The sequence below is a fragment of the Streptomyces liliiviolaceus genome, from assembly GCF_018070025.1.
In the GTDB taxonomy this organism is placed as follows: Bacteria; Actinomycetota; Actinomycetes; order Streptomycetales; family Streptomycetaceae; genus Streptomyces; species Streptomyces liliiviolaceus.
Genome location: NZ_JAGPYQ010000001.1, coordinates 7,059,682 through 7,071,383, shown reverse-complemented (window position 1 = coordinate 7,071,383; position 11,702 = coordinate 7,059,682). Strand labels below are relative to the sequence as shown.

The 11,702-nt window shown below is 71.8% G+C and carries 11 protein-coding genes; 10 read left to right on the top strand and 1 reads right to left on the bottom strand.

All coding sequences use genetic code 11. The features are described from left to right. Nucleotides 1-135 precede the first annotated feature (135 nt). From J8N05_RS30245 to J8N05_RS30210, 8 genes are all read left to right on the top strand, one after another. Nucleotides 136-1,737, top strand: coding sequence for an ABC transporter substrate-binding protein (locus tag J8N05_RS30245; protein ID WP_210888530.1), 1,602 nt, complete (start codon nucleotides 136-138; stop codon nucleotides 1,735-1,737). A gap of 20 nt (nucleotides 1,738-1,757) precedes the next feature. Next, complete coding sequence (locus J8N05_RS30240) at nucleotides 1,758-2,726, top strand: ABC transporter permease (RefSeq protein ID WP_210890493.1); 969 nt, start codon at nucleotides 1,758-1,760, stop codon at nucleotides 2,724-2,726. A 32-nt stretch (nucleotides 2,727-2,758) separates the two neighbouring features. Beyond that, nucleotides 2,759-3,637, top strand: a complete 879-nt coding sequence (locus J8N05_RS30235; RefSeq protein WP_210888528.1) for an ABC transporter permease — start codon at nucleotides 2,759-2,761, stop codon at nucleotides 3,635-3,637. A gap of 38 nt (nucleotides 3,638-3,675) precedes the next feature. Next, the gene (locus J8N05_RS30230; RefSeq protein WP_210890492.1) at nucleotides 3,676-4,587 is read left to right on the top strand and encodes an ABC transporter ATP-binding protein; all 912 of its coding nucleotides are present in this window, start codon (nucleotides 3,676-3,678) and stop codon (nucleotides 4,585-4,587) included. Beyond that, nucleotides 4,580-5,275, top strand: a complete 696-nt coding sequence (locus J8N05_RS30225; protein WP_210888526.1) for an ABC transporter ATP-binding protein — start codon at nucleotides 4,580-4,582, stop codon at nucleotides 5,273-5,275. Before J8N05_RS30230 ends, J8N05_RS30225 begins: the two co-directional genes overlap by 8 nt. 149 nt (nucleotides 5,276-5,424) lie before the next feature. After that, nucleotides 5,425-6,723, top strand: coding sequence for a bifunctional 3-oxoadipate enol-lactonase/4-carboxymuconolactone decarboxylase PcaDC (gene pcaDC / locus J8N05_RS30220; protein ID WP_210888524.1), 1,299 nt, complete (start codon nucleotides 5,425-5,427; stop codon nucleotides 6,721-6,723). Between the two features lie 60 nt (nucleotides 6,724-6,783). After that, nucleotides 6,784-7,419 (top strand): MBL fold metallo-hydrolase, encoded by a 636-nt coding sequence (locus J8N05_RS30215; RefSeq protein WP_210888522.1) that lies wholly within the window; start codon nucleotides 6,784-6,786, stop codon nucleotides 7,417-7,419. A gap of 75 nt (nucleotides 7,420-7,494) precedes the next feature. Next, entirely contained in the window at nucleotides 7,495-8,274 is a 780-nt protein-coding gene (locus tag J8N05_RS30210; protein WP_210888520.1) for an exodeoxyribonuclease III, read from the top strand. A gap of 87 nt (nucleotides 8,275-8,361) precedes the next feature. Here J8N05_RS30210 and J8N05_RS30205 read toward each other — a convergent pair whose 3' ends face one another. Continuing rightward, nucleotides 8,362-10,179 carry an SGNH/GDSL hydrolase family protein gene (locus J8N05_RS30205; protein WP_210888518.1) on the bottom strand — a complete coding sequence of 606 codons (1,818 nt, stop codon included), beginning with the start codon at nucleotides 10,177-10,179 and terminating at the stop codon, nucleotides 8,362-8,364. A gap of 152 nt (nucleotides 10,180-10,331) precedes the next feature. Here J8N05_RS30205 and J8N05_RS30200 point away from each other — a divergent pair, with 152 nt between their 5' ends. Together J8N05_RS30200 and J8N05_RS30195 are read left to right on the top strand one after the other, a co-directional pair. Beyond that, a complete protein-coding gene (locus J8N05_RS30200; RefSeq protein WP_210888516.1) occupies nucleotides 10,332-10,772 on the top strand; it encodes a DUF6278 family protein in 441 nt (146 codons plus the stop codon). A gap of 127 nt (nucleotides 10,773-10,899) precedes the next feature. Continuing rightward, complete coding sequence (locus J8N05_RS30195; RefSeq protein ID WP_210888514.1) at nucleotides 10,900-11,643, top strand: amino acid ABC transporter ATP-binding protein; 744 nt, start codon at nucleotides 10,900-10,902, stop codon at nucleotides 11,641-11,643. Nucleotides 11,644-11,702 lie beyond the last annotated feature (59 nt).

Below are 11,702 nucleotides of genomic sequence, written 5' to 3'. Positions count from 1 at the left end.
CCGGGCGCCCTCCCGGGCACATCCCATGGCCGGTCACCGGCGGAGCACGTCGTGGACTGATGTGCGATCGGCTTGGGTATCCCCCTGTTGCATGTGATGTGCAAGAGCATCATGACGGCAACAAGGGGTGGGTTCATGACGACCCGATGGATACGCGGCACAGTCGTCGCCACGGCGATGGTCTGCGGGGCCGCCGCGTGCTCGGCGCCCGGTGACGGGCCCGGCGGTGGCGGGTCGGCCGACTCGGTGGTGATCGGGGTGGCCTCGGAGCCGGACACCCTCAGCCCTCTGCTCGGCTACGGCAAGGACGGCAACTCCAAGATCTTCGACGGCCTGCTCGCCCGGGACGCCGACCTCAAGCTCGGGCCCGCGCTGGCGAAGGCACTGCCCGAGGTCGGCGACGACGGCCTGACCTACACGTACACCCTGCGCGACGGGGTCGAGTTCAGCGACGGCGAGCCGCTCACCGCCGCCGACGTGGTCTTCACGTACGAGACCGTCCTCGACAAGAGGACCAACAACAGCTCCCGCAGCGAGCTGGACGCCGTCAAGGAGGTGCGGGCGGACGGCGACGACAAGGTCGTCTTCACGCTCAAGTACCCCTACGCGCCCTTCGCGGGCCGCACGGTCCTGCCCGTCGTCCCCGAGCACGTGGCCGGCGGCCAGGACCCCAACACCGGCTCCTTCAACACCGAGCCGATCGGCACCGGCCCGTACGTCCTCTCCGCCTGGAGCAAGGGCGAGAAGCTCGTCCTCAAGGCCAACCCCCGGTACTGGGGCGGGGCGCCGAAGGTGAAGACGGTCACCATGGCCGTCGTCGAGGACGACGACGTACGCGCCACCCGGCTGCGCTCCGGCGACCTGGACGGCGCGATCCTCCCGCCCGACCTCGCCGCCGCCCACAGGAACGACAGCGGCGGGAAGTCCCAGGACGTCAGGACCTACGAGGCCAGGTCCTACGACTTCCGCGCCGTCACCCTGCCCACCGGGAACGAGGTCACCGGCGACCGGGCGATCCGCCGGGCCCTGGACGCCGCCGTGGACCGCGAGGCCATGGTGGCCGGGATCCTCGACGGCGCGGGCCGCCCGGCGTACGGACCGCTGCCCGTCGACGACCCGTGGTTCGCGAAGGGCATCGAACGCTCCCAGGACCTGGACGGGGCCGACCGGATCCTGGACCGGGCGGGCTGGCGGACCGGCACGGACGGCGTCCGTACCAGGAACGGCCGGCGGGCCGCCTTCACCCTCCTCTACCCCTCCGGCGACAAGGTCCGCCAGGACCACGCCCTCGCCTACGCCTCCGACGCCAAGAAGGCCGGTATCGAGGTGAAGGCCGAGAGCGCCACCTGGGAGGTCATCGAGCCGCGGATGAAGGACGACGCGGTCCTCGCCGGCGGCGGCAGCACCGGCGACCCCGACTTCGGCCTCTACACGCTCCTGCACTCCTCGCTGGCCGGGAACGGCTTCAACAACATGGGCCACTACGACAACCCGGCCGTGGACGAGGCCCTCGACACCGGCCGCCGCAGCCAGGACGGGGCGACGCGCAGAACGGCGTACGACACGCTCCAGCGGGAGTTGGTGAAGGACCCCGGCTCCACCTTCCTCACCCACATCGACCACGTCTACGTCCTCGCCGGCCGCTGGCAGGGCCTGACCACGCAACTGGAGCCGCACGAGCACGGATTCGCCGGCGGCCCCTGGTGGAACATCGAGGACTGGCGGCCCGGGCGGTGAGCCGACCGCCCTGGGGAGCCATGGCCCGGCTGGCCGGGCGACGCTCCCTGTTCGCCGCCCCGGTCCTGCTGGTCGTCACCTTCGCCATGTTCGCGATCGCCGCCGCCTCCCCCTTCGACCCGGTACGGGCCTACGCGGGCACCGCCGCCCTCGGCGCCGACCGGGAGACCCTGGACCGCCTGCGGACCAACCTCGGTGCGGACCGGCCCTTCGCCGAACGCTGGTGGGACTGGCTGACCTCCGCGCTCACCGGCGACCTCGGACAGTCCAGCGTGATGCGCCAACCGGTGGCCGAGGTGATCGGCGAACGCCTCGTGTGGTCCACGCTGTTGTGCGCGGTCGCGTTCGCCGCGGCCGTCCTGGCGGGCACACTGCTCGGAGTGCTCGCCGCCCGTCGCCAGGGCGGATGGCTCGACCGCACGGTCACCTCGCTCGCCTACGTCCTCTCGGCCGCCCCGGTGTTCTGGACCGCCCTGCTCGCCATCTGGCTGTTCGCCCTGCGGCTGGACCTCCTGCCGGCGGGCGGCCTGACCGACACCGCCAGCGAACAGGTCACCGCCGCCCAGGTGGCGAGCCACCTCGTGCTGCCCGCCGGAGTCCTCGCGGTCTCCCAACTCCCCTGGTTCACCCTGTACGTCCGCCAGGGTGTCGCCGACGCCCTGGCGGAGGACCCGGTACGCGGCGCCCGTGCCCGGGGCCTGAGCGAACACACCGTCCTGCTCGGCCACGCCCTGCGCTCCGGACTGCTCCCGGTCCTCACCCTGATCGGCTCCCGGCTGCCCGAACTCATCACCGGCGCCCTGTTGGTGGAGAGCGTCTTCAGCTGGCCGGGCATCGCGGCGGCCACGGTGGAGGCGGCCACCGCCGTCGACTTCCCGCTCCTCGCCGCCCTCACCGCGCTGGCCACTGTCGCCGTCCTGGCCGGCAACCTGCTCGCGGACCTGCTCTACGGACTCTTCGACACGAGGGTGGAACTCAGTGAAATGTGACCCCGCGACTCTCCTGACCGGAGCCGACTCCCATGGCTGAGACGGCAGTCGAGCCGAAGTGGCGCTCGTACGGCACCCGCCACCGCTCCACCCGCGCCCTCGGGGTACGCGTTTCCGTGGCGCTCGTCGCCGCGACGGTCCTCGCGGTCCTGCTCGTACCGCCTCTCGTCCAACTCGACCAGCAGGCCGTCGACTTGGCTGCGAAACTCCAACCACCGTCCTGGGCGCACCCGTTCGGGACCGACGACGTGGGCCGCGACCTGCTGCTGCGCTGTGTCCACGGCCTGCGCGTCTCCCTGCTCGTCGGCGTGACGGCGGCCCTGACGGCGACCGTCGTCGGAACGGCCGTCGGCGCCACGGCCGGAGCACTGGGCGGCTGGGCCGACCGGGGCATCATGCGGCTGGTCGACACCTTCTCGTCCGTCCCGCACCTGCTGCTCGGCATCTTCATCGTCGCCATGTTCCGCCCCGGCGTCTGGCCCGTGGTGGTCTCGGTCGGCCTCACCCACTGGCTGTCGACCGCCCGGATCGTCCGCGCCGAGGTACTGTCCCTGCGCTCCCGCCCCTACATCGACGCGGCGCTCTCCGGCGGCGCGTCGAGACTGCGGATCGCCGTACGCCATCTGCTGCCCGCCGTGCTGCCCCAGGCCGCGCTCGCCGCCGTACTCATGGTGCCGCACGCCATGTGGCACGAGTCCGCCCTGTCCTTCCTGGGCCTCGGCCTGCCCTCGCACCTGGCGAGCCTCGGCAACCTCATCCAGAACGCCCGCGGCTCGCTGCTCGCCGGACAGTGGTGGCCGACCCTCTTCCCCGGCCTGTTCCTCATCGTCCCCACCCTCGCCCTCGCCGGCCTCGCCGGAGCCTGGCGGGAGCGGATCAACCCACGCCGCCGATCGGAGCTGACGCTGTGACCGTGCTGTCCGTACGAGGCCTGTCGGTGCGCTTCCTCATGCCGGGCGGGCGCCGGGTCGCCGCCGTCACCGACGCGCGCTTCGACGTGGCGGCGGGGGAGTGCCTGGCCCTGATCGGCGAGAGCGGCTGCGGCAAGTCCGTCCTCGTCTCCGCCCTCCTCGGCCTGCTCCCCGCCAACGCCCGGGCCGCGGGCGAGGCCCGCCTCGGGGACCTCGACCTGCTCGCGGCCGACGAACGCACCCTGGCCCGTACGGTCCGAGGCCGCCGGATCGGCCTCGTACCGCAGAGCCCGGCCGCCCACCTGACCCCGGTCCGCACCATCCGCTCCCAACTGGAGGAGACCGTCGCCCAGTTGAAGGGCGTCCGCGGCCGGGTGGCCCTGCGCTCCGCCGCCGAGGCCGCCGCCGCGCGTGCCGCGTTCCCCGCGGACCACCTCGACCGCCACCCGCACGAACTCTCCGGCGGTCTCGCCCAGCGCGCCGCCACCGCCCTCGCCCTCGTCGGCGACGCGCCACTGCTGCTCGCCGACGAACCGACCACCGGACTCGACCGCGACCTCGTGGACCACACCGTCGACGAACTGCGCCGCCACGTGGACACCGCCGGCCGGGCCCTCCTGGTCATCACCCACGACCTCGCGGCGGCCGAGCGCATCGCCGACCGCGTGGCGGTCATGTACGCGGGCCGCATCGTCGAACTCGCCGACGCGGAAGCCTTCTTCGGCGCCCCCGGCCCCCGCCACCCCTACAGCCGCGGCCTCCTGCAAGCCCTGCCCGACCGCGCCTTCACCCCCATCCCCGGCATGCCCCCCGAACTCGGCAACCTCCCCGACGGCTGCGCCTTCGCCGCCCGCTGCGACCGGGCCGCCGACACCTGCGCCACCCGGCCGCCGATGACGGCCGCGGTCGCCTGCCACCACCCGTACGTACCGGAGGACAGCCATGCTTGAACTACGGGCCATCACCGCTGGATACGCCCAACACGCCCCCGTCGTACGGGACTTCTCCCTGACCGTCGAGCCCGGCGAAGCCGTCGGACTCCTCGGCCCCAGCGGCTGCGGCAAATCCACCCTCGCCCGCGTCGCCGCCCTGCTGCACCGCCCCGACTCCGGCACCCTGCTCCTCGACGGCGAACCCGTACGCCGCTGGCGCCACCGTGCCCCACGCGAACAGCGCACCGCCTTCGGCGTCGTCCTCCAGCAGCCCAGACTCGCCGCGGACCCCCGGCTGCGCCTCGCCCACCTCATCGCCGAACCCCTGCACGCCACCGGCCGCCGCAGCGAAGTACCGGACCGGGTGGCGGAGTTGGCCACGAGCGTGGGCCTGACCCCCGACCTGCTGACCCGCCGCCCGCACGAGGTCAGCGACGGCCAGCTGCAACGCGCCTGTCTGGCCCGCGCCCTCGTCCTGCGCCCCCGCTGGCTGATCTGCGACGAGATGACCGCCATGCTCGACGCCTCCACCGGCGCCGCACTGGTCGCCGTGGTGGAGGCCTACCGGTCCACCACCGGCGCGGGCCTCCTCGCCGTCGGCCACGACCGCACCCTCCTGAACCGCTGGTGCCGTCGCACGGTCCACTGGGAGACCCCGCAGCCACCACGAGCCCCTGAGGATTCCCAGGGTCCATCTGTACGATGACGCGCGGTGCGGCCGGCGTCCCCTGCCACTCGGCGACATGTGAAGGCCCGTGCGGAGGATCTTCGCGAGGCTGCCACAACGTGGGACGCCTTGCATGGGGATCCGACCCAAGTGCGTGAGAAATCGTGAGATGTGGGAGCGTGAGTCGGGTGAGCGACGCACAGACCAACACCCTTCAATACCGCTTTGACGGGCCGGAAGACGCACCTGTCCTGATCTTGGGTCCCTCACTGGGCACCACCTGGCACATGTGGGACCGGCAGGTCCCGGAGCTGGCCAAGCAGTGGCGGGTCTTCCGCTTCGACCTGCCCGGTCACGGCGGCGCGCCCGCGCACCCGACCGGTTCGGTCACCGAGCTGGCCGAACGGCTGCTCGCCACCCTCGACGGGCTCGGCGTCCAGCGGTTCGGCTACGCGGGCTGCGCGCTCGGCGGAGCCGTGGGGGCCGAGCTGGCGCTGCGCCGCCCCGAGCGCCTTGCCTCGCTCACGCTGATCGCGGCCTCCCCGCGGTTCGGCACGGCCGACGAGTTCCGCCAGCGCGGGGTGATCGTCCGGTCGAACGGCCTCGACCCCATCGCGCGGTCGTCCCCCGAGCGCTGGTTCACCACCGGGTTCGCCGCGGCACAGCCCGCGATCACCGAGTGGGCCGTACAGATGGTGCGCACCACCGACCCGGGCTGCTACATCGCCGCCTGCGAGGCGATCGCCGCGTTCGACATCCGCGCCGACCTCGGCCGCATCGGTGTGCCCACGCTCGTTTTGGTCGGTTCGGACGACCAGGTGACCGGCCCCGCCGAGGCCCGCACCCTGGTCGCCGGGATACCGGACGCCCGTCTCGCGGTCGTGCCCGGCGCCTCCCACCTGGTCCCCGTCGAGCAGCCCGCCGCGGTCACCGACCTCCTCGTACGGCATTTCTCCACGGCCTGGCAGCAGCCCGCCTACGACTCGTCCACCGGGCAGATGTCGGTCGTGGTCCCCCAGGCGAGCCCCGTGCTCTCCGTGCCGCAGCAGGCGTCACCCGTCGCCGAGATCGCCCCGGCCCCGCAGCCCGAGGCGCTGATGGGCAGGGCCGATCCGTACGACGCGGGCATCAAGGTCCGCCGTGAGGTGCTCGGGGACGCCCATGTGGACCGGGCGCTGGCCCAGGCCGACGAGTTCTCCGGGGACTTCCAGGAGTTCATCACGCGCTACGCGTGGGGCGAGATCTGGGACCGGCCGGGCCTCGACCGGCGCTCGCGCAGCTGTGTGACCCTCACCGCACTGGTCGCGGGCGGCCACCTCGACGAGCTGGCCTTCCACACCAGGGCCGCCCTCCGCAACGGGCTCACCCCCGTCGAGATCAAGGAAGTGCTCCTCCAGGCGGCCGTCTATTGCGGCGTACCGGCCGCGAACAGCGCCTTCAAGGTGGCCCAGCAGGTCATCCGCGAGGAGACCACCCCGCAGGAGTGAGCGGCGGGAAAGGGCCCCTCGGGTGGGCCCGCGCCGACGGGCGGAGGCAGGATGGAAGGCATGAAGTTCACAAAGAAGTCGCATGCCTGCGTCCGCCTGGAGAAGGACGGCCGCACACTCGTCATCGATCCCGGGGTCTTCACCGAGGAGGACGCCGCGGTCGGCGCGGACGCGATCCTCGTCACGCACGAGCACCCCGACCACTTCAGCGAGGGACACCTGCGGGCCGGTCTCGAAGCCAACCCGCAGGCGGAGATCTGGACCCTGAAGTCGGTCGCCGACCAGCTCTCGGCCGCGTTCCCGGGCCGGGTGCACACCGTCGGGCACGGCGACACGTTCACCGCCGCGGGCTTCGACGTACAGGTCCACGGCGAACTGCACGCCGTGATCCACCCGGACATCCCGCGCATCACGAACGTCGGCTACCTCGTCGACGGCGGACGCGTCTTCCACCCGGGCGACGCACTCACCCTCCCCGACCACCCGGTCGAGACGCTGCTCCTGCCCGTCCAGGCCCCCTGGAGCAAGATCTCCGAGGTCATCGACTACGTCAGGGAGGTCAAGCCGCAGCGCGCGTACGACATCCACGACGCCCTGCTGACGGACCTCGCGCGCCCCGCCTACGACCGCCAGATCGGCACTCTGGGCGGCTCCGAGCACCTGCGGCTGGCCCCGGGCGAGACCGCGGACATCTGAGCGACCGACCGCCGACCGCCCGGTCTCCGAGCGCCCGGCCGCTGACTGTCAGAGGCGCCCGGTAGGTTGTGGGGCATGCGTATCGCCACCTGGAACGTGAACTCGATCACCGCCCGTCTCCCGAGGCTGCTGGCCTGGCTGGAGAGCAGCGGCACGGACGTGCTGTGCATCCAGGAGACGAAGACCACCGCCGAGCAGTTCCCCACCGAGGAGCTGCGCGAGCTGGGCTACGAGTCGGCGGTGAACGCGACCGGGCGGTGGAACGGCGTGGCGGTGGTGTCCCGGGTGGGCCTGGAGGACATCGTGCGGGGCCTGCCCGGCGACCCCGGCTACGAGGGCGTCGAGGAGCCCCGGGCGGTCTCCGCGACCTGCGGTCCGGTCCGCGTCTGGTCGGTCTACGTGCCGAACGGCCGCGAGGTGGACCACCCGCACTACGCGTACAAGCTCCAGTGGTTCGAGGCCCTGAAGGCGGCCGTCGCGGGCGACGCGGCCGGCAGCCGCCCGTTCGCGGTGATGGGCGACTACAACGTGGCTCCGACGGACGACGACGTCTTCGACCGGACCGTCTTCGAGGGCTCCACGCACGTCACGGAGCCCGAGCGCGCCGCGCTCACCGCCCTGCGCGGCACGGGCCTGACGGACGTGGTCCCGCGCCCCTTGAAGTACGACCACCCGTTCACGTACTGGGACTACCGCCAGCTCGGCTTCCCCAAGAACCGCGGCATGCGCATCGACCTGGTCTACGGCAACACCCCCTTCACCAAGGCGGTGACCGACTCGTACGTGGACCGAGAGGAACGCAAGGGCAAGGGCGCCTCGGACCACGCCCCGGTGGTAGTGGACCTGGACGTATAGCCCCGTAAGGGGCGCGGGGAACGGCGCGCCCAGCCACATCCGACCCGCACCCGACCCACAACCTGGCCGGCCCCAGAAGACCCCCGCCTACAACAACCCCAGATCCACGGACGAAGCCAGCGCAGCAAGCCCCGCATCGCCAGGATGCAGATGGTCTCCACTGTCATAGACAGGAAGAAGCCGCGCAGGATCCCCCGGATCCCGCAACACCGCATCGAAGTCGAGCACCCCGTCGAACCCGGCATCGGACGCCCCGGACCGGATCCACCGGTTCACGGCGCTCCGCCGGGCGTCGACATCGGCGGTGCACCGAGCCTCCCCCGCACAGGGCACGATCGTCGCCGCCAGCACCCGCAGCCCCCGCCCGCGCGCCCGCTCGGCGATCTCCCGCAGCCCTTCCACGACCTGCTCGGCACTCGCACCCCAGCGGACGTCGTTGATCCCCTGGAAGACGACGACCGTACGCGCCGACGTCTGCGCGAGGACGTCCCGGTCGAGGCGGTGCAGCGCGCTCACCCCGCCCGTGTCGGTGGAGACACCGTCACCGACGTACCGGTCCGTGACCACACGGTTCGCCGAGATCCCCTGGTTGAGCACCCCATAGTGCGGCACCACATCCTGCTCCCGGAGCCGGTCGGCCAGCAGATCGGGCCAGCGCCGGTTCGCGTCCCGCGTCGACTTCTCACCGTCGGTGATGGAGTCCCCGAGCACCACCACGGACCCCGGCCCACCGCCCGGCCCGTCCCCCACGTCGACACCGGTCAGCAGCGGCCAGTTGAGGATCGTCGAGGTGTACGCGTCCGGGGCGGTGTCTCCGGCGTGGTCGCCGGGCTCGCTGACGTACGACTGCTGTACGGCCAGGCTGTGCACGGGCGCCGCCGCCACCGTTGACGGCAGATGGAAGCTCACCAGGAGATTGCCGTCCGCGGGCACGTCGAAGCCCAGCGGATCGCTGAACGCCTGCGCCCCCGCGGGGATTTCGGTACCTGCGGCGCCCCCGAAGGACAGCGGCACGGGTACGCCGCGCGGGCTCGCCCCGGACTCCTGCACGGCGACCGTCGCGCTCCCGATCCGTACGGGCGCGGCGGCGAAGGTGTTGTCGAGCCGGATCCGTACCCGTGGCCCGCCCGCCGAGGTGTGCACCACCAGACGCAGGGTCCGGTCCGTCCACGGCCCGACGGCCGGGTAGCCGGACGTCGACGCGGCCCAACTCCCCGTCCAGCCGGGGCTGTCGGAGCGTACAGACAGGGCGAACACATGCAGGTCGTCGTTGTCCGGCAGCTCCACGGAGTCCACCGCGCGCCCTCGGGCGAGCGGCACGGTCACCACGTACAGCCGTGCCTTCTCGGCGAGTTGACCGTCCGGGGTGTTGACGTGGGGGAGGGCCACGGCCTTGGTGGCGAGCGGGCCGCCGCGCCAGTCCGCCGCGCCGAGCCGGTACGAGGAGCTGGTCCCGTCGAGGTAGCGCACCACGCCCGTGCCGCTCTCCTCCTCGCCGCCCGTGCCCGCGACCAGGAAGGCGAGCGCGTCACCGTGGCCGCGTACCCGTACGGACTGGCCGTCCGCGCGTACGTTGTCGGGCCGGTCCGGGGCGCGGCGGGGCCAGGTCAGCCGGGCGCCCTGGACCGTCAGTGTGCGTCCCGGTGTCCAGCCGGCGGCGGTCAGGTCCTGCGCCGACAGGGAACGGCCCGAGCCGTCGAAGTCCGCCCCGGCGGGCCGCGTGTCGTCGCTCACGGCCGTGTTGTCGAAGAGCCGCTCCAGGGGCAGCGGCCGCTCCCCAACCTGCGGCGCGGCCGTCGCGATGGCCGCGCCTGCCGCCGGGACCGCGGCCGTCGCCGGAACCGCGGCCGTCAGCACCGACAGCAGCGTCAGCGCAACGGTGGTACTCCACACGCGTCGGCGCACACCGACTCCTCCCGCTCAGGATGCACCGTGAAGCTAAGGAGACGACGAGGACCCGTCAATGAGGCAGGCGCGAACTGCGCGCGAACTCCCTGGGAACAGGGGTTCCGCGCGCCCTGTGGTGCGGTGGGCGATATGGATGAAAGGCTGGGTGTATGAACATCCCTTTCCTGGGTAACTGGCGCAAGAAGCGAGGCCCCGCCCACGGGGTCGCGGTCTTCTCCGACAGCGAGAGCGACCACGAGGGGGTGGCCGAACTTCTCTCCGAATGCGAACTGCTCCGCTCCCAGGCCCATCAGGCGGGGATCGAACTGGACGACACCGTCGCCTCGTTGGAGGCGCTCGACCAGCTGCTGCCCCGCTGGCGCGACGACGAGGAGAGCCTGCCCTGGCTCGGCAACGACGCCGGCCTCTACCTCGGCACGGTCATCGTGCGGACGGTGCCCGGCGCGCTCTGGGAGGTGTGGCCCAACGGTCAGCCGGTGGTGCGGCTGGTGTCGGGCCGGGAGATCGACGTGGTCGTATCGGGTCGCGAATGGGCGGCCAGCGGTGTCCCCGAACTCTCGCAGCTGTACGCCGAGGTTGCGGAAGCGTGAAACTCTGGCCTGTACCGGCGGAGTAAATACGGCTAATGCCCGAAAAGTGCGTGTCGTGTATTAAGTCCATCCTCGTCTGGATAGTTTGCCGCAATCGCGACACTGCTGAGAGTGGGTAGGGCTGAGCATGGCCGTCGATCCGTTGATCGAGCTGCGTCACGTCAACAAGTACTTCGGGGAGCTGCACGTCCTGCAGGACATCAACCTCACCGTGGGCAAGGGGGAGGTGGTCGTGGTCATCGGCCCCTCGGGGTCGGGCAAGTCGACCCTCTGCAGGGCGATCAACCGTCTGGAGCCCATCGGATCGGGTGAGATCAGGCTGGACGGGCAGCCGCTGGCCGAGGAGGGCAGGGAACTCGCGAGACTCCGCGCCGAGATCGGGATGGTCTTCCAGTCCTTCAACCTCTTCGCGCACAAGACGGTCCTGCAGAACGTCTCACTGGCGCAGACGAAGGTACGCGGCCGCAAGAAGGGTGAGGCCGACAAGCGCTCGCTCGAACTCCTCGACCGTGTGGGACTCGCCTCGCAGGCGCCGAAGTACCCGGCACAGCTCTCCGGCGGTCAGCAGCAGCGCGTGGCCATCGCCCGCGCCCTCGCGATGGATCCCAAGGCGCTCCTGTTCGACGAGCCGACCTCGGCGCTCGACCCGGAGATGATCAACGAGGTTCTGGAGGTCATGCAACAGCTCGCGCGCGACGGGATGACGATGGTCGTCGTCACCCACGAGATGGGCTTCGCGCGTTCGGCGGCCGATCGGGTCGTCTTCATGGCCGACGGCCGCATCGTCGAGGACCGCACACCCGAGGAGTTCTTCACCGACCCACGCAGCGACCGTGCCAAGGATTTTCTCTCCAAGATCCTCACACACTGAGCGGGGGAGCGTGATCATGACCCGTACGGCACGTGCGGCACGTGTACGCCCTGAACCGA

Bases quoted from the DNA above. Each gene is read 5' to 3' on its own strand.
- J8N05_RS30235 (WP_210888528.1), top strand. From the start codon at position 2,759: ATGGCTGAGACGGCAGTCGAGCCGAAGTGGCGCTCGTACGGCACCCGC.
- J8N05_RS30195 (WP_210888514.1), top strand. From the start codon at position 10,900: ATGGCCGTCGATCCGTTGATCGAGCTGCGTCACGTCAACAAGTACTTC.
- J8N05_RS30210 (WP_210888520.1), top strand. From the start codon at position 7,495: ATGCGTATCGCCACCTGGAACGTGAACTCGATCACCGCCCGTCTCCCG.
- J8N05_RS30225 (WP_210888526.1), top strand. From the start codon at position 4,580: ATGCTTGAACTACGGGCCATCACCGCTGGATACGCCCAACACGCCCCC.
- J8N05_RS30215 (WP_210888522.1), top strand. From the start codon at position 6,784: ATGAAGTTCACAAAGAAGTCGCATGCCTGCGTCCGCCTGGAGAAGGAC.
- J8N05_RS30200 (WP_210888516.1), top strand. From the start codon at position 10,332: ATGAACATCCCTTTCCTGGGTAACTGGCGCAAGAAGCGAGGCCCCGCC.
- J8N05_RS30240 (WP_210890493.1), top strand. From the start codon at position 1,758: ATGGCCCGGCTGGCCGGGCGACGCTCCCTGTTCGCCGCCCCGGTCCTG.
- J8N05_RS30230 (WP_210890492.1), top strand. From the start codon at position 3,676: ATGCCGGGCGGGCGCCGGGTCGCCGCCGTCACCGACGCGCGCTTCGAC.
- J8N05_RS30245 (WP_210888530.1), top strand. From the start codon at position 136: ATGACGACCCGATGGATACGCGGCACAGTCGTCGCCACGGCGATGGTC.